This is a genomic window from Nitrosomonas sp., assembly GCF_019752095.1.
Taxonomy (GTDB): domain Bacteria; phylum Pseudomonadota; class Gammaproteobacteria; order Burkholderiales; family Nitrosomonadaceae; genus Nitrosomonas.
Genome location: NZ_JAIEMO010000029.1, coordinates 33,003 through 50,960, shown reverse-complemented (window position 1 = coordinate 50,960; position 17,958 = coordinate 33,003). Strand labels below are relative to the sequence as shown.

The 17,958-nt window shown below is 40.4% G+C and carries 13 protein-coding genes and 1 tRNA gene; 7 read left to right on the top strand and 7 right to left on the bottom strand.

Going from position 1 to position 17,958, the window contains the following annotated elements; all coding sequences use genetic code 11:
* The coding region (locus K2Q13_RS09310) for a hypothetical protein (RefSeq protein ID WP_292920787.1) at positions 1-1,473 on the top strand (1,473 nt) is incomplete at its 5' end.
* 282 nt (positions 1,474-1,755) lie between these two features.
* On the opposite strand, the gene K2Q13_RS09305 is transcribed toward K2Q13_RS09310, so the two are convergent.
* Positions 1,756-3,786 (bottom strand): ATP-binding protein, encoded by a 2,031-nt coding sequence (locus K2Q13_RS09305; protein WP_292920786.1) that lies wholly within the window; start codon positions 3,784-3,786, stop codon positions 1,756-1,758.
* A 509-nt stretch (positions 3,787-4,295) separates the two neighbouring features.
* Between K2Q13_RS09305 and K2Q13_RS09300 the strand changes: the two genes are divergently transcribed.
* Entirely contained in the window at positions 4,296-5,159 is an 864-nt protein-coding gene (locus tag K2Q13_RS09300) for an HDOD domain-containing protein (protein WP_292920785.1), read from the top strand.
* Positions 5,160-5,276: 117 nt separating this feature from the next.
* On the opposite strand, the gene K2Q13_RS09295 is transcribed toward K2Q13_RS09300, so the two are convergent.
* Together K2Q13_RS09295 and K2Q13_RS09290 are read right to left on the bottom strand one after the other, a co-directional pair.
* On the bottom strand, positions 5,277-6,746 hold the full coding sequence (locus K2Q13_RS09295; protein WP_292920784.1) for a sulfatase: 1,470 nt from the start codon (positions 6,744-6,746) through the stop codon (positions 5,277-5,279).
* Between the two features lie 116 nt (positions 6,747-6,862).
* Positions 6,863-7,249, bottom strand: coding sequence for a multidrug ABC transporter permease (locus tag K2Q13_RS09290; protein WP_292920783.1), 387 nt, complete (start codon positions 7,247-7,249; stop codon positions 6,863-6,865).
* A gap of 111 nt (positions 7,250-7,360) precedes the next feature.
* On the opposite strand from K2Q13_RS09290, the gene K2Q13_RS09285 reads away from it, so the two are divergent.
* Positions 7,361-8,533, top strand: coding sequence for an alkaline phosphatase PhoX (locus tag K2Q13_RS09285; RefSeq protein WP_292920782.1), 1,173 nt, complete (start codon positions 7,361-7,363; stop codon positions 8,531-8,533).
* Positions 8,534-8,751: 218 nt separating this feature from the next.
* On the opposite strand, the gene K2Q13_RS09280 is transcribed toward K2Q13_RS09285, so the two are convergent.
* From K2Q13_RS09280 to K2Q13_RS09265, 4 genes are all read right to left on the bottom strand, one after another.
* Entirely contained in the window at positions 8,752-9,081 is a 330-nt protein-coding gene (locus K2Q13_RS09280) for a transcriptional regulator (protein WP_292920781.1), read from the bottom strand.
* 866 nt (positions 9,082-9,947) lie between these two features.
* Positions 9,948-11,099 (bottom strand): glycoside hydrolase, encoded by a 1,152-nt coding sequence (locus K2Q13_RS09275; RefSeq protein WP_292920780.1) that lies wholly within the window; start codon positions 11,097-11,099, stop codon positions 9,948-9,950.
* A gap of 699 nt (positions 11,100-11,798) precedes the next feature.
* Positions 11,799-12,950, bottom strand: coding sequence for a glycoside hydrolase (locus K2Q13_RS09270; RefSeq protein ID WP_292920779.1), 1,152 nt, complete (start codon positions 12,948-12,950; stop codon positions 11,799-11,801).
* Positions 12,951-13,383: 433 nt separating this feature from the next.
* Positions 13,384-13,459, bottom strand: a tRNA-Asn gene (locus tag K2Q13_RS09265).
* A gap of 942 nt (positions 13,460-14,401) precedes the next feature.
* Here K2Q13_RS09265 and K2Q13_RS09260 point away from each other — a divergent pair.
* The 4 genes from K2Q13_RS09260 (at position 14,402) to K2Q13_RS09245 (ending at position 17,863) form a co-directional block, all read left to right on the top strand.
* Positions 14,402-15,139, top strand: a complete 738-nt coding sequence (locus K2Q13_RS09260; RefSeq protein WP_292920778.1) for a TorF family putative porin — start codon at positions 14,402-14,404, stop codon at positions 15,137-15,139.
* 78 nt (positions 15,140-15,217) lie between these two features.
* Entirely contained in the window at positions 15,218-15,820 is a 603-nt protein-coding gene (locus K2Q13_RS09255; RefSeq protein WP_292920777.1) for an RNA polymerase sigma factor, read from the top strand.
* A 3-nt stretch (positions 15,821-15,823) separates the two neighbouring features.
* A complete protein-coding gene (locus K2Q13_RS09250) occupies positions 15,824-16,534 on the top strand; it encodes a zf-HC2 domain-containing protein (RefSeq protein ID WP_292920776.1) in 711 nt (236 codons plus the stop codon).
* Between the two features lie 12 nt (positions 16,535-16,546).
* Positions 16,547-17,863 carry a S8 family serine peptidase gene (locus tag K2Q13_RS09245; RefSeq protein WP_292920775.1) on the top strand — a complete coding sequence of 439 codons (1,317 nt, stop codon included), beginning with the start codon at positions 16,547-16,549 and terminating at the stop codon, positions 17,861-17,863.
* Positions 17,864-17,958: the final 95 nt, after the last annotated feature.

The window sequence follows — 17,958 nt, the reverse complement described above, 5'->3', positions numbered from 1 at the left end:
GTTAGCGGTTCAATCGTTTACGATATAGCAATTTCGGGAGGAAGTCCTAAAGAGATATTTCTAGCCACTAGCAATGGGATTTTTTATAGCAATGACACGGGTATAACATTTAACAACAAACCAGCCAATTTACCTTTGGAACCCATCAATAATGTATCACTCTCACCGAATTATTTAATTGATCGCACAGTTTTCTGTACCAGCTTAACAAAATCCGCATATAAATCAACGAATGGCGGCGACAGTTGGGTGCTTCATGCGTCTGGGGCGGCAGTCACCGGACAAACAAGTCCATTAAAAGAATTCAATGAATTGCAGGTATCTAACACATTTTTGATAGACCGAACAGTTTTTCTCTCTGCGTATGATGGGTTCTTTATCTCGAAAGACGGTGGCATTACATGGACTCAGAAACAAACCCGGAAAAACCTGCTCACTGGCGTAGCTTTGTCGCCAAATTTTATTAATGATCAAAGCATGATTGCAACATCATACTTCGGTGGAGGCATATACGCTTCAACCAATCATGGTACAACATGGACTATAGAAAGAGCCGGGTGGCCAGTCCCGAGTAGTATAGATCTTCCAATGAGTGCTTTCGATATCAATTTCGCTCAGAATCAGTCAGGCCCACCAACGGCTGTCGCCTCACGAAATACTACGCATATTGGATTTTCCAGCGACTTCGGACAAAATTGGACTACAAAGCCTATTCCAAAAATCCCTGAAATCTCACCATTTTCTGTATATATTAATTCCTTTGTTTTGTCACCCACGTATGAAAGCGACCGAGAAATTTATGTTGGTACAAGGTCACACGGAGTTCTGCAAACACTTGATGGCGGAACCAGCTGGCGTTGGCTGCGAGGCGTCCCCACCACATCACATATTGTAGGCTTGGCTATTTCCCCTAACTATGCAAATGACCGGACTGCTTTTGCTGCAACTCGCTCTGGGCAAATTTGGCGCACAACTAACGGCGGTAACAGTTGGTTACAATCGAAAAGATTCGATTCAATCACACTGCGCGGTCTACCGGGTCAACAGCATTTGTCAATTGCTGTGTCTCCCCAATTCGACACGGATAAATTAGTCTTCATTGGTACAAGCAATGGTTTATATCGTTCAAAAAATGGAGGCAATTATTGGGCTACAATGACTCAAAACGATGTGGCTCCAGGGACCGCCATCCAACAAGTTGAGTTTTCTCCAAATTTCTCAAATGATAATCTTATCTTTGTCATCGCTCATGGAAAAGGTATGTATCGAATTACTCTGAATAATAAAGGACATATAATATCCTCGGAGAATATCGGTGCTAGCCTACTGCAACAAAATATTCAATTTACAGAATTCCGCTTATCTCCTAATTTTGCGATTGATGCCACCATTCTAGGTATTGCACGAGCGAGCGCTTATATTTCAACCGATGGTGGTTTGACTTGGGCACTTGCAGGCAAAGTTGAATGGTAATGTGGTGACCTTAGAGAAAGTATCCAACAGGTAAATTACCGCCAGCAACATCGAAGGTATTTATTTTCCATTAATATAGAACCTCGCCGCAAGCGGCGGGGAATATAACCCGAAGAGATGAAAGAAAAGTACCGGCTGATTTGATTGAATGCTTTAATTCGTTGTAGCAGTAACCTGATCTGACAATCACCTGATTTAACGAAGTGATGCCAGACTAGATCGGAACTACCACATCTGATTTTTATCGACATAATGATTAGACGATATGTAGTTTGCTTCGACTCAAGGAACCAGATCCTGGGCGGTGCTACTCGTTACGGTATCGTCATCTGCAATCCCTTTTGCCGGTAATTCAAACCAAAAAGTACTTCCAATCCCCAGTTCGCTGTCTACACCAACATATCCCCCCATCTTTTCAACGATTCGACGCGTAAGCGATAATCCTATCCCGGTACCTTCAATAGCGCTAGCTGCAGCATCAAGACGATTAAAAGGTTGAAATAATTCCGTCAGTTTATTTGCAGCAATACCGATCCCAGAATCAGCAATAATAATTTTTATGTAACCTGGACGGACGGATTCCCTGAGTTCGATATGTACCCAACCGCCTTTGCGGTTGTACTTGATCGCATTGTTAATCAAATTAAGGACGACTTGTTTGAGTCGAATACGATCAGTATATAAAACCTTATCCACCATGCCGCTATGCGTCAGTTTGATATCCTGCCTATCTGCTTGTATTCTTACTAAGCTGATACACTCCTCAATAACAAGACAAACCTCAACCCACTCCAGTCGAGAATCAATACGTCCTGACTCAATTTTCGCCAAATCAAGCACTTCATCAATCAATGCTAATAAATGTATACCCGCAGTCTTGATTTCTTTGGTGTATTTTAGTCGCCGATCATCAAGCCCCCCCAGCTCAAGTAACCGACTAAAGCCAAGAATCGCGTTCATAGGTGTACGTAACTCATGACTCATGCTAGAAAGAAATTCGGATTTAGCCTTGTTTGCCCGTTCAGCCTCATACCGAGCCGTAATAAGCGCCTGTTCCGCGGCTTTATGTTCAGTAATATCCTCAACCATCGACCAGATTAATTTTCGGCCAGATGCATCGTGAATTATTACGCCATTCAGTTGAACCGGATAGCAACTACCATTTTTACGAATATACTCTTTTTTGTATGGGCCAAAGGTGCCTGTTGCTTGCATACTCTCAACCTGTTGAGTTTCCTGCATCATGTAGCCTTTGGGGGTAATGTCCCAATAGGTGAGATTTAACAACTCTTCCCGAGAATAACCAGTTGGAGCTAACAACGACTCATTGATCTCGATAAATCTCCCAGTCTCGTATTCGTTCAATGCGATACCGACCGGCGACATCATGAACAGAGCCCTAAGCCGGGCTTCACTGTCTCGTTTATTTTGTTGAAACTTACCCATCAAAATAATTGGCAGCAAGATTAAAATGCCAATGAGTATCAAGCCAAAACGGAAAACAGCACTGTCATTGCCTGCAGCAATCCATCCCTCTTTAGGCACAGCAGCCATCTGCCAGGAACCATTAGGCAAGGAAACATCTAGTAACACAGGATTCTGTTCAAATATTTGCTCATTACCGAAAAACACCTCACCCGCCTTACCCAACGCATCTTTGCCTCGGATCGAAATATTAATTTTTTCTGCAAGATCCAACAAACCACTTGTTTGATATAACTGATTCACATCGATAACGGCTGAAATCATGCCCCAAAAAACTCTCTCATTCCCTTCAATATCATCAAAAAATACCGGAATCCGAGCGATAAAGCCTTGTCCGCCCTGAACCAAATCAACGGGTCCGGCAATAATAAGATTCCCGCTATCACGTGCACGTAGCACCGATTCAAGCTGCTGAGGATGCTCCCTGAAATTAAGCCCTATCGCTGACTCATTGCCTTCTAACGGGTATAGGTAACGTATTATCAAATCTGGCGCAGCACCAATATTGCGTAGCTCTGACTTATCATTAAACAAATACTGCGCTAGCTTGGCAAATTTTTCCATTGACAAATCCGGCTCTGCAGAAATGGACGCCACCAAACCTTGTACCAATCGAGCATTGCTGGTGATTTTTCCTTCCAAATCTGCACGCAACAAGCTCGATCGAGTAAATACCGAATCCCGTAGTTCACGATACATATTTTGTGAATGTAGATAATCAGCATAAAATCCAGTCGCGATCAGGCAAGTACCCACAAGAATGGCAGGTAAAAAAACCAGCTGCCTTTTCTGAAAGAAGACCCGAACTCGAGCCAAAGTATTTTTCATGAACTAAAGCCTAAATAATTGCTATTTTTACTTACTAGCAAAAGAAAGAGTGCATTAACGGATAACCGGAGATTGAATTTCGTCTTTTTTGGAACAAGCATGCACTGTTCTCCCCGTCAAACATTTGCGGCATACCGAAGATATTATGACATTGCATTGTAACTTTACTCATCGTCAAACCTGAAATTACCGTCATGCCAGACTATAAATTCGTTCTTTTATCGATCTTATTTTAAACAAAGAATTCTTGGAAAAGATAACCTTTTACATTTCTATTCATCCCTTCCTCATCACTTTTGCTTTCTATAATGACACCTATAGATTCTACTCAGTCATCTGAGATTCAATGTATCTCAACTAGGTATCTGGGTAATTGATTGTTTTGAGCGTTTTATAAAATGCTCAAAACAATGTTATGCATTCGTGTATTACTTTTACATCGATTATGAGCAATAAGGATGAATAAAACTGTATTAAAAGAAGTAGGCAATTCGCTAAAGGAGCATAGTATGGCTAACCATATAAATTTAAAACAATCCCTTGAGCGCATTCACACACTGCCCGCCATGCCAGCTATTGCCAAAAAAATGCTTACGTTGGCATTGAATACTGACGAAGGTGAAGCTCAATTACTCAAGCTCATCGCTCAAGACCCGCACATTTCTGCACGCATTATCGGACTGTCAAATGCTTCTTTATTTGGTTCTCCAGGTATGATCTCTTCCATCAGCGATGCTGCCATGCGATTAGGATTGACACAAATTAAATCTGTCGCCATCGGCATGGCAACCGTTTCAGCATTCACTAAACCGCCCGAAGGAAAGCTGAAAGCAAAGGATCTATGGACTCACAGTATTACCATTGCTTCTGCAATGCGCACTATGGCTAAACATATGCCTGCAAGAATTCGTCCGATGGAGGATCAGATCTTTCTCGCTGGCCTTTTGCATGATATTGGTTATAACGTTCTAAACTTCATCGCCAAGGATATCAGCGATGCACTTCACGAAAGATTGAGAACCACCCCCGAAGCATCACTATTAGAAATAGAACACGAACTACTGGGCACAGATCATGGTGAGATCGGTGCCCAGCTTGGTATCCATTGGGAATTACCTGCAGAAATTATCGCCGTGATACGCCACCATCACATGCCAGACAAAATGGATCCGGAAATAAATCAATCCCTAGCCAGACTCGTCAATGTTGCGGAAAAAATGCTGCCTGACCTAGCGGTGACTGAACACTCGGCACAAGAAATTACCGAGCAGGAATGGATCAAGCTAGGCATTGACCCCAGAGAAGTGGGTACAATTGCAGAAGAGGTTGAGGCTATTGCCAAGCAAGTCACGCAGCTTGCCAACGCCGCTTGATCCATCATCTATCACGTTAAACCAGTGTCAGTGAATATCTGCTCATAAAAGCAATAACGTAAAAAAACTCGCTCGTAATGAATAAATTACCTCCGAACTTTCTGGAGAAAATTTAGCTCAGTCAATTAATTTTACAAGTAAATCTGAAAGTTCATTCTCGAGTACCCTACATGTATCATCGCTACAACTAAGTAATTCAGCTAGCGCGCTTTGTAAGAAAGCAGAAGATTCATTTGTCAATTTCTGTGCAATATTATAAACAAGATCTGGATCGAGTTGAGTATCGTATAGCTCTTTAAAAGGCAATCCTTGGGCTGTCGGCGTTTCAAAATAGGTATAATTTCTGAATCGAATTCCAGCTTTCTGATCTCGGCCCGTCTCGAGCAAAAAAGAATTTCTGTTAAATTCCGTTGTTCTTGTTGACGCCTCTATCAATGATCGGAATGATCGACCATCATGGATACTCCCAGAGATCGGAACAGAAGCAAGACTTAATATCGTCGGGAAAAAATCTGTGTTGACAACCAGGTCGTTGCGAACAAAACCACGCTGAACGTTTGGTCCAGTAATTGCTAATGGAATGCGATGGGATTGATCATACAAATCGGCCTTGCCGACCTTGAATCGGTGCTCACCAAACCAGTATCCGTTATCAGACGTAAAGATGATATAGGTTTCTTTACCCTTGAGAGAATTTTCTAGCTGATCTATTAATTTACCCATCATTTCATCTACAGACTGCAAAGTCCGTATTCGCGCACGAAAATTATTGTCAATCCACTCAATGTCGTCGGGTAGCAGTAAGGGGTTGTCGCGGACACCAAAGCTTTTATTCGACACATCCTCTTGATTGAATGATGCAAACCTAGGCGCCTTCATACCATTAAATAGATTCTCGTGCCGCGAAGCGGGTATCGGCTGACGGGGTAATTCTGTTGATTCAGTTGATGCATGCGCAGCATAAGGTGCGATCATCATAAAAAAAGGTGAACTACTTGATAGCGCAGCATCAAGATGATTACTAGCGTGCTTGGCTATAACATCTGTACCATAATCTTCCAAAGTATCGCCATAATTTTTAGCTTGCCCATTTTCGTTAAGTTTGTAGTTAAAATACTTCGTACTCACAAATGTGTACCAGTAATTCCAGCCAGGGGGAATATAGCTTTCCGGCTCTACCAGCGTAGTTGTTCCATATTCATTGAAATACTTGCCAAAGTATGCCGTACTATAACCGTCTGCTTGCAATTTTGTCGCGATTGTCTGTGACTCCAACCCGCTGTTATAGAACGCATCAAAGCCACCAGATGGTCGATTATTGGATCTTACGCCGTGATTCTTCGAATATCTTCCAGTCAGAATAGATGCGCGTGATGGACAGCAAGCAGCATACGATACAAACGCATTTGTAAAGCGGACTCCATTAACAGAAAAATACTCCTGTGTTCTCGGCATAAAACGAAAGTCATCAGGCGTCATATCATCTGTAAGAATAAAAATAAAATTTGGCTTAGCAGCCGCTGAAACTGACATTCCAACAAAGAGCATTGATAATACTAAGCTTATTGCCAAGAAAAATTTACTCATATTCACATAATCTTTTTTAATTAATGGCATACATTCAATCTTTACACTCGTTATAATACAATACTCAAACTGCTAACATACAAGCTATTTGATAGCCATATCTACCAGAATTCCCGTCAATCCTCCGTCTCCATTCTCTGTCTCGAAGCATGAACATACCCCCCCATTCCACCCAAAATCATCCCTAACGGCGCTGCTATAAAGACTCCAATCATGGGTCCCTGACTGGTGTCTTTGGCGATAACCATAGGTCCTAAAAAGCTTACCGTAAAAAATAATCCACCAAGGATTAATGCACCACCAATGACAGCGATAAGAGTATTTATTTTTTCGCCAGAAATCAGTTCCCAGGTAAACCAAGCGCCTAGACTCGCGCAAATCAATGAAAAAATCGTGCTAAACCAGACTGAAAAGCTGGTCGTGATTGTGAGCATCGTGTTGACAAAAAACAGCACAGTTAAAAACATTAAAAGAGATACAATTGGTTTTAATATTTGAATCATAGTTTGATTACTTTCATCCAATAGATATAAAACGACGCAGCATTGTAAACTATCTCGCATCATAAAGCCTTGAGTTCATCGTGAGGTTTGATGCATAAGGCGACATGTAAAATGAAGGCATCAGATCTAAAACGGCGTAAATTATTACAGTATGGATTTATAAGCTTAGGAGCATTTGTCGGTAACACATTGCTACCAGCTCCAGCTAAAGCTGCCGCTTTGTCATTATCGCTAACTACACGCAGCGGGCTTCTGCCGCCGGATCATAATGGCGTGCGATTACCAGCAGGATTTACTTCCCGCATCGTGGCTCACTCAGGTCAGAAACTGTTTAGCTATACTTGGCACGCGGCACCGGATGGCGGTGCCACATTTGCTTCTCCGGATGGCGGCTGGATTTATGTTTCCAATTGCGAACTGGAGGGCCAAGCCGGCGGCGTCGGGGCATTAAAATTCAATGCACAGGGAGAGTTGGTTGATGCGTATTCGATTCTGAGTCAAACTAACCGCAATTGCGCGGGCGGGCATACACCGTGGCAAACGTGGCTATCGTGCGAAGAAATCGATAAAGGTAAAGTGTGGGAATGCGATCCGTTTGGCAACAAACCCGCTCAAGCCAGAAACTCCCTGGGTCTATTCCGGCATGAAGCGGTGGCAGTGGATACCCGTAACAAACAATTGTATTTGACCGAAGACAAACCGGAAGGCCGGTTTTATCGCTACAGCGCCCATACATTCGATACTGCCGGCAATCCCAATCTAGACGATGGCATTCTGGAAGTTGCCGAGGTGATTGACGACAACACTGGCGCAGTTCGCTGGCACGCGTTGACCGATCCTTCAGCGACCACTGTGCCGACACGCAAACAAGTTCCCGGCAGCACCGCGTTCAATGGCGGTGAAGGCATTTGGTATCATCAGGGTTTCGTCTATTTCACGACTAAAGGGGATGATCGCGTGTGGGTTTTTGACGTGCTACAGCAGCGCCTCAACATTCTCTATAGTGCAGCATCATATCTATCGCCGGTGTTAACCGGGGTTGACAACATCACCGGCAATGCCGCAGGTGAATTGCTAGTGGCTGAGGATGGCGGTAGCATGCAAATTGTGGTGCTATCTGGAGACAACGTTCTGCCGTTATTACAATTAGTTGGCCATGACCGATCGGAAATAGCCGGCCCTGCTCTAAGTCCTGATGGATCACGGTTATATTTCAGTTCTCAGCGAGGCAAAACCGGAAGTAGCGCGGATGGTGTAACGTTTGAAATAACCGGTCCATTCTGATGTAACTTTGCTCGATCTTCAGGAATCTGGAAAGATCTCAAATACTTGATACCTAAACAAATAATTGGATAGCTGATGTAAATAAAAAGTATCAAAAAAATATTTCCTTATCTTGAAAGTACGAGCTGTGGCGTGGAATGCAACCATTGAATTCTGATCTCGCCTCTTTATAAACAACTGCAAGTCTTTAGATATAGCCACAGCATTTTTAATTCGCATTATTTTAAAGCGTATTCTCGGTTATCGGAATTCATTTGTGCGAGGCAATCTGAGATCAAGCACATACCACCGAAACCTTTCATCGCGGGTCGCAACTCCTCAAGTACTATCTGTGCTAGCTCTTCTTTGCAAGCAAAAATTGTGACACTATTCTCGTATGGTAAAAGTACATCGTGCGGATTTCTTATGCCCTTGACTCCCCGACCTCCCGCATTCTTGATAACAGTATATCCACGCACACCGGAGCTTTCTAGCAATTCAATCAACTGCTCATGGTGTTCTATCTCGACAACAATCTCAAATTTTTTCATTACTATTGAACTATCCATTACTATCTCCCAAAAAGTTAATCATCGAGTTATTTTAGAAACTCTGATTAGGTATCTCGACAAGCTTAAAACGAGTTCTGGCTTACTGATTCCGTTTGCGATAAAGTTTCAACGCAATAAATATCACTAACTCACCCAGAGACTTAATAGCCATCTCATTTCCGCAACTATATGTTATTAATATATTTTATCTATCATGGAGCAAAATGATATGCTAATGCGTGAAGTAAATGAGAAGTACTTATAAGAGATTTTTTATGAAATACCCGATTTGTGTCAGTAAAACAATGGCAATCAGGCTTGTCATAAAGCATAGCGCTACACATTGATACGCTCAATACCCGATTGTGCTTTCAGTTGTCCCTCTCAAAAAATAAGGAATGATACAATCTTAATATAGTCGACACTCCGTGCCTATTAAGGAAACCATTGTTTTTTCTTAAAGGAAACTATTAGGCAAGGCAATTTACCAGCTAAATCGTGGCATTGATAAAAAAATGAATTACGATTATTGAGCAATAAAATAGACAAAAATATGTGAACAAAACCACCCGAGATACTCGCCAAGACTTATATCGACGGAGTCTATTTCGTCATCATCTCGGCTGAGAACCTGGAAATAGGTACCCAATGTATGAATTTGTAAAGACTATGGCTCGCCAGAATGATGATGGACAGGAATCATTTGATACGCTACTGATGTTCAAAACGATCTTTCTTGGACAATGACATAGTTTTCGGATGTAGCATAAGGGGGAAATCTCCTAAAAATGCGTAATGAGTGTCATCTAGAAATTATTCCCCGTTACCACAACAAAATTTTCACGGCTGCGCGAAGTTCTTTTGGTTATTACGAAAAATAAACCCTAATTAACACAAGAAGAGTAAACTCTGGGACAGACTGCATTTAATCCACCCGCACGAGCATTTTTTTGCCCGTTCCAGTTTAAAACTTCCAATACTTGCTTATAATGTTTTTCTCGAGTCCAGAAAATATAATTAGCCTTTAAGGTATCTCGCGCGAAAACAAGAATCTGAGAAATAGTTGGTACATAACCCGTTCCGTCGCCCTTCGTATTTTTATAATTATTTGGCATAACCGTGGGAACCATCGGAATGGCGCCAGAAAAATCAGAATAGTAGTTATAAATGCCTTGGTTAGGATCATATTTTGTTGCTTCAAATAGCAAGCCTTTTTCCTCGAGAAAAGTATCCGGACTACTCAAAGCCGTACCAATATTTTTGAGTCTGCCCACGAATGATGCAAGAATGGGACGCGGATAATTTGCTTCCTGAATCGTCATCGTATTAGGAAAAGACAAGCGCATTTGTTTTTGCACATTGATCTTATTGTCATAAAATTTAGTTACCTGAGTATTGGTTAGTGGTTTGATAGGCTCCCCCATAGCGGTTTCTATCATGCCGATACCCTCGAAGTGAGGGTGCGAGTTATAACGCTTTCCCATTGCCTTAAATAAGGCAATCAGACGATTCTGTACTTGTAAATTCCATAATTTAATATTACGTCCAGTAACTACTTTATTTCCATAATCACTAATATCAAATTCACCGCCTTCATATTCAGCTGTCTTCATGTAACTTGGCACAACTTGCCTGCCATTAAATGATTTTGTTTGCACCTGAATGACAAGACGTTTTCCTCTGGCGGATAGTTCAGCAAGGCGTTTATCAATGGATGAAAAATCATACACACCTTTTGCTTTCTCCAGATCATTCCAGAAATACCTTATCATCATTCCTTTCAATGCAGGTGTCGCTTTGAGTTCACTATATACCTGTGATAAGTAGGTGGCATTGTTCTTTTGCGAACCTTTTATTATGTAATAGTGACCTGGATGCCATTTGACAGCAGTGGGGTCTATCATCGCGGCCACGGCTCCTAGCGGGGCAAAAATCATACTAATGCAAAATAATATTGCGACCAGTAGTTTATATATTTTGTTATTTATCTTGTTTGTAGTCGGTGTTAAAAGACTAATATGAGTATTGATTCTCATAGAAAAAATTCCTCTCTAAAGTTAAAAGACAGGAACTGAGAGAATACGCTTCGAATTTTTTTGCTCGAGATTCTTACATTCTTATTTGAAAGTAAAACGAGTAGAGCGATCTAACAGTTCTGTGATTTGAATTTACCCATTCTCTAGGAGCCAGACAGACTCTCAATAGGTTATTGAAAAAATGTTCTAAGATGTCTATACAAGGTAAAAACAAATCGAAGGTGCAGTTACTGATAAATGAGCATTTTAAGCCTGTACTTAAAGCAACAGCGGCAACACAAAAGCCTTTCATCTGCCCGCCAGATCAGTGTCTTTATTCATCTTTCAGCTGTTGCAGACATCACTCTTTTACATTACAACATTAAGCTAGGCTATAAATTCTTCTTAGATTATAAGTTTCATGATTAATATCCAATATTTATAAAAATCTGATTTAGTCATCTGTTAATAAAAGAACTATGCCTCATCAAGTTGGATCGAGAAATCCTCGGGTACGCCACAAATGGTTATAAAACAGGAATCGCAGGTGCGCTGCTGATGTTCAAAACAATCCTGCTGGGCAGTAACATAGTTTGTCTGATGCTGAACAAGGAAAAGAATCTCCTAAAAAACATGTAACAAGTTTCATTTGGAAATTATTCCCCTGTATATACCATCTTTCAGAAATCTTCTGATTACTACGAAATGTCAAGAAAACTTCTAATCAGCACAAGATGGATAAGCAGCTGGACAGGTGGGATTCAATCCTCCCGCAGGAGCATTCTTTTGTGCATTCATGTTTAATACTTCCAATACTTGCTCGTAATGCTCTTCCCGTGTCCAGAAGATATAGTTGGCATTTAAGGTATTTCGCGCAAAAGCCAAGATCTGAGAAATAGTTGGTACATAACCCGTTCCGTCACCTTTCGTATTTTCATAATTTTTTGGCATAATCGTGGGAACCATAGGTATCACGCCAGCAAAATCTGAATAGTAATTATAGATTCCCTTATTGGGATCATATTTCGTTGCTGGATAGAGCAAACCTTCTTCCTCAATAAAAGTATCTGGACTACTCAGTGCCGCCCCAACATCTTTGAGACTACTTACGAATGATGCGAGAATTGAACGCGGATAATTCACTTCCTGAATCGTCATTGTATTAGGAAAAAACAAACGCATTTTCTGATGTACAATAATTTTATTATCATAAAATCCAGATACTTGGTAACTTGTCAGCGGTTCTATAGGATTCCCCATCGCGCTTTCTATCATGCTGATACCCTCAAAGTATGGGTGCGAGTTGTAGCGTTCACCCATTGCCTTGAATAAGGCAATCAGGCGATCGCGTACTTGGAAATTCCATAATTTAATATTACGTCCGCCTACTACTGTGCTACCAAAATCACTAATAGTAAATTCACCACCTTCATATTCAGCTGTCTTCAAGTAATTGGGTACAACTTGCCTGCCATTAAATGATTTCGTTTGCACCTGAATAACAAGACGCTTCCCTCTCGCAGCTAGTTCGGCAAGACGCTCATCAATTGATGAAAAATCATACACACCTTTTGAATCTTCCAAATCTGCCCAAAAATACCGGATCATCATTCCATTCAATGCCGGTGTTGCATCAAGTTCACTATATACTTGCGATAAGTATGTAGTATTGTTTTTTCTCGAACCTTTTATTATGTAATAGTGGCCAGGATGCCATTTTACTGCCGTGGAATCTGATGGTGCTGCTACGGCTCCCAACGGGACCAAAATCACACCAATGCAAAGCAATAGTACGGCCAGCAGAATATATGCCTGATCATTTTTCTTGTTAGTGATCGATTTTCTGACATTCCTTCCCAATAAAGTTTGCATAATAATTCTCATATACCATTTCCTTCTACTAAAGTTAAAAGATCGGAACTGAATAAATTTGCGTCGCGCGCCTTGCTCCTATCCCCATGGCAAGACCACGCGATATCACGGTACAGAAAACCAAAAATGGCGCGCTGCGCTAACTTCAAAAACACTATCTATAATGCTCCCCATGGCAAACCAGGGAGAATTGCAAGTTCAATAAATAAGAATTTTGAGCCTATTCTTAGTGCAATAGCAGCGACACAAAGGTATTAAGCCCGAAATGACAAAGACTCAAATGTTTCCACAAGGAATAATTTAAAACTGCAGCGAGTAAAGCTCGCAGAATGGCGATTAAACAGGATATTCGAGCAAAAATTTAGCGTTTACTCATGCGGATAAGAATCAAAAACGGGCACATTAGATTTAAAGACCCGGATTTATATCTAATTGGCTCCCCGACCAGGGCTCGAACCTGGGACCTGCGGATTAACAGTCCGTCGCTCTACCAACTGAGCTATCAGGGAATTGGTGAGATGCGCATGTTAACGTTTTGAAGCTTCAGGGTCAACCATGATATACACTCAAATACAAAAAAATCATATCAAATTAATTTTTTAAATCCTTACGGACTTTGAGCAATTGCCACAATATTCACATCACAATTTAGCGCTTCCTTGAAAGCATCAACATCAAACTGTACCTAATGCGTGAACCTGCATTCAATCGACAGATCTATATAGCATACCGTTAGAAAAATATCTCCATTTTCGCCGCAGCGATAAATAAAAAACTGATTAATTCAAAACAATCAAAGCTCATTAATACTCTGAAACAAATTAGCGGTTAGTCATAATAGTCGTGTATAACATTAATTTTACAGACCGCACTCAAATAGCCTTGTTATTTGTATTCGTATATTTCAGCCTGTCCCTCCCATTCCTCGTTCAAATGCAATCGGTGTCAAAAAAAATAATGTTACTGAGGCTGTTATTATGCAAAGTGTATTCAATCTTACAATCTCCCAATAAAAATACGCACTTAATATGGATTAAGAAGATATAACCAAGGGAATATAACAATCTCCTTTTAACAATCCAAGTCCCTCTCATCGATAATGTTTATTCTGTCAGAATCAAAAAAGTTCAAATCGTAATGAAAATTTCTCATTACCTTCGCTTATCATTACCTTCGCTTATCATTACCTTCGCTTATATTATTGAAGAAAGAAATAAGTTAATTTTGCAATGCTTCTTTCCACATGCTCCGTATTGAAAACCATATACTCTGCTGCAGAATTAAATGACAAAATAAAATCAGCAAGAATTGAATCGCTTAATTGAAATTTTGCGCAGCCAGTTTTTTAGTAAAACACACCGACATATCCCGATTATTTATTTGCAAAGAGAATCAATCATGGCCTCCGAATCAGTTTCAAGTGTTAGCGACTCTAATCAAATAAAATAACAATGCGTTCTATACATTTAAACAGTGTTTTTTTTGGATTAGCGTTATGTCTCACTAATCTGCCAGATTGCTATGCTCAACTAAGTGGAAGTATTACTGGAACAACAGATTATTTTTGGCGAGGTTACTCAAAGAGTGATAGCAAACCCGCCGCACAAGCCAGTATTGATTTTGAGTCCCGATCTGGCATATATCTGGGCACTAATATTTCAACGGTCAATTTTGCTGATTATGGATTCGAGAACCGCTCTAATTTGGAATTCCGTCCTTATCTAGGCTGGGCTTATAAGTTATCTAATGATTGGCGATTTAATGTTGAATGGACACGTTATATTTTTAATGGAAAAATATTTAATCAAAAAGTTGACTATAACGAATTTTATATTTCAGGCCATTTTCGTGACATACTGACATCCAACTTATTTTTTTCTGAAGATAGTTATCAACAAAATCATATGGGTTTCGGGTATGAGATTATCGGACGTTATCCAATTACTAATTCAATCCAAATATCCAGCACCCTAGGCTATAATAATCAGAAAAAAATACTAGAGTATAATTATCTTTATTGGACTGCCGGATTAACTTGGCATCTCGCTCGCAATATAGGCGTCGATGTTCGTTATTATGGGGCCACACATACTGCGACAAGAAATTATGTACCGTCATCGCCACACTGGGGTTTTCATCCACATGCCGTTGATGATCGTGTATTATTCTCTTTCACAGTGGGATATTAATTTTTCAAAACCGCGTACTCTAATGAACCTTTAGTTCAATTTAAGTAATATACGAGTAAATTTAACAGGCAGCAATATGTGGAAGTACCTGACTTAAAAATGATGCAAAAACCCTTTAGCTCGCAGGAACAACAGGCTAAGGAACGGCATTTGATCTCAGAAGCCGCAGCTGGCAATGGAAAGGCTTTCGAACAACTATATCAACTCTATTTTAATCGGCTATATCAATTTATCTTTCGCATTAATAGACATCATGATTGTATTGAAGAAATCATTAATGACGTGATGTATGTAGTTTGGGAAAAAGCCGCCACGTATGATCAAACGTGTCGACCTTCAACATGGATTTTAGGCATCGCTTACTTAAAATCATTAAAAAGTGCCAAAAAAAACACTAAAAGAGAGGATGAGTCAGTCGAGTTTAATGATGAGTTGGATTACTTTCCTGATCGAGGGGCCCGTTGGGTTTCGCAAGTAGAGGATAGTAATTGGCTCGAAGCTGCGCTTGAAAAGCTATCGGCGGAGCAACGTGCCGTTGTGGAAATGACATATTTTCAAGGATTACACTACAGCGAAATTTCAGAAATTATGCAATGTCCCGAAAATACAGTAAAAACCAGAATGTTTCATGCACGCAAAATTTTAGCTAAATTTTTTCTAGAGCTTAATAGCAGGAGTTAACGGATGTTATCTACACAGATCAAATTGACCAATCAAAGTGAACATCAAAAGGCATGGGATCTTTTACCTTGGTATATAAATCGATCGTTGGGTCCCGTTGAGCATGCTATTGTAAAAAATCATATTAGAACCTGTATCACGTGTAGAATTGAATTAAATCTGCAAGAGCGATTGTTTAAAAAGATACAACAAACCGATCTATTACAACAGGTATCGCATGCTTCGTTTGCTCAATTAAAAAAACGAATTGAAACACACCCTGAGGTTAGTATTTCGAATAAATGTACGGTTTCAAATAAAGATCTTATATTTTTTCCATTTCAGCTTCAGTTTCTTGGCTTTGTAAAATACACTGCCTTAGCAGCTAGCTTACTTTTGTTAGCAGCGCCGTTTATGCTAAATTCGTGGGTTATCCAGCCTGAAATGGAAGGCGCGTACAGAACGCTAGCCAACTCAAGTGAAAGTACAGACAACACAAACAACATCGTTCGAATTGTTTTTGCAGATCAACCTGATTCAGAGCAGATTGAAGTTATAGTGAATAGCGTTTCAGGACATATTATTAAAGGACCATCTCCGAATGGCGTTTATGAAGTTCAAATTGGCAATCATCAAACGGATACTCAACAAGTAAATGATGCAATTTTCCGCTTGCGAGACCACGCATCTGTTATTTTTGCGGAGCTGGCTCAAGGGCTATCCGTTTCTGAATAGGCTCATACTTTGATGTCAAGTAATCATATAAAAATTTATCTAGTTTTTGTTTTGTTGTTAATGGTTATTGCTTTCCCGGCAAAAGCCGTGCGGGATTTATATATCGATCCCGAGGTTTATGATAGTAAACAAACAAATCGCACCATATTAGTGACCTACACCGATATGCATATCAATAGTATTCCCATTGGGATGTCCAATCTGACATATCGCCAAAGGGGAGACTATAGCAATTCGACCTGGAGCAAAAGAATAGCATCCAATATTGGAGATGACTATAAGTTAAAAATTCTTACCCAGTGGTCAATCAGTGAAATTGGTGAACACTGTGTTGTATACGTGGTTGATGAGGATCGCTCTATCGAGGACGTCATTAATGCATTAACAAATGATAATCGCGTCAGTAGCGTTCAAACAATGAGCACATTCCAAGTTATGGCAAGTGCATACACTGATCCTTATTACCGCTTGCAAACCAACATCCAGTCAATGAATATAAATGAAATACACAAACGGACTACAGGCAAGAATGTAACTATCGCAATCATTGATACCGGTGTTGACACAAGACATCCTGACTTAGAGGGCCAAATTCAGCACAGTAAGAATTTTGTTACACAGAAATCTATCGAACAACAACCATCCAGCGAACTTCATGGTACAGCGGTTGCTGGCGTTATAGCAGCTAAAGCGAATAATGGAGAAGGCATAGTCGGCATTGCACCGGATAGCAATGTTATCGCCCTAAAAGCTTGCTGGGAAGTTAAGGCAGGCAGCTTAGAAGCAATCTGCAATAGTTTTACCTTAGCACTAGCAATCAATACAGCTATCGAGATGCGGGCGGATATTCTTAATTTGAGCCTAACTGGTCCTTATGATCCTCTCTTGGCTAGATTGATCGAGAAAGCCGTTCAACGTGGCATCATCATCGTTGCATCGAAAGCTGATAAAGATGATGATGAATCTGGTTTCCCGGCTCAGCAGCCGGGCGTTATCGGTGTTAGCAGTATTAACACCCACAATATCATGCAATCGTTATACGAAAATCATCTTCTTACCGTATACGCACCGGGTGAGGAAATATTAACGACCTTACCCAGAGGAACCTATGACTTTGTTTCTGGTAATTCTTTGGCCACAGCGCATGTTTCAGGCCTTACTGCCTTACTATTACAATTAAAGCGTGATCTAACCAATCATCAACTTTTCAATCTGTTAGTAAAAGCAAACGAACCAAGTTTCCATAAAATATTCACGAATCGCCAATTAAATAATGCCATTAAGCTCACGCTAAAATCTGAAAAGCAAAGCAAAAATAGAATTAACTAATCCTGCTGTGTTGCTCAACCAGGAAACTGCAAATTACTGGTATAACGAGAAATTATCTATAAGATAGACTCGACAATTTTATCGATCAGCTTCCC

Bases quoted from the DNA above. Each gene is read 5' to 3' on its own strand.
- K2Q13_RS09305 (WP_292920786.1), bottom strand. From the start codon at position 3,786: ATGAAAAATACTTTGGCTCGAGTTCGGGTCTTCTTTCAGAAAAGGCAG.
- K2Q13_RS09300 (WP_292920785.1), top strand. From the start codon at position 4,296: ATGGCTAACCATATAAATTTAAAACAATCCCTTGAGCGCATTCACACA.
- K2Q13_RS09295 (WP_292920784.1), bottom strand. From the start codon at position 6,746: ATGAGTAAATTTTTCTTGGCAATAAGCTTAGTATTATCAATGCTCTTT.
- K2Q13_RS09290 (WP_292920783.1), bottom strand. From the start codon at position 7,249: ATGATTCAAATATTAAAACCAATTGTATCTCTTTTAATGTTTTTAACT.
- K2Q13_RS09285 (WP_292920782.1), top strand. From the start codon at position 7,361: ATGAAGGCATCAGATCTAAAACGGCGTAAATTATTACAGTATGGATTT.
- K2Q13_RS09280 (WP_292920781.1), bottom strand. From the start codon at position 9,081: ATGGATAGTTCAATAGTAATGAAAAAATTTGAGATTGTTGTCGAGATA.
- K2Q13_RS09275 (WP_292920780.1), bottom strand. From the start codon at position 11,099: ATGAGAATCAATACTCATATTAGTCTTTTAACACCGACTACAAACAAG.
- K2Q13_RS09270 (WP_292920779.1), bottom strand. From the start codon at position 12,950: ATGCAAACTTTATTGGGAAGGAATGTCAGAAAATCGATCACTAACAAG.
- K2Q13_RS09260 (WP_292920778.1), top strand. From the start codon at position 14,402: ATGCGTTCTATACATTTAAACAGTGTTTTTTTTGGATTAGCGTTATGT.
- K2Q13_RS09250 (WP_292920776.1), top strand. From the start codon at position 15,824: ATGTTATCTACACAGATCAAATTGACCAATCAAAGTGAACATCAAAAG.
- K2Q13_RS09245 (WP_292920775.1), top strand. From the start codon at position 16,547: ATGTCAAGTAATCATATAAAAATTTATCTAGTTTTTGTTTTGTTGTTA.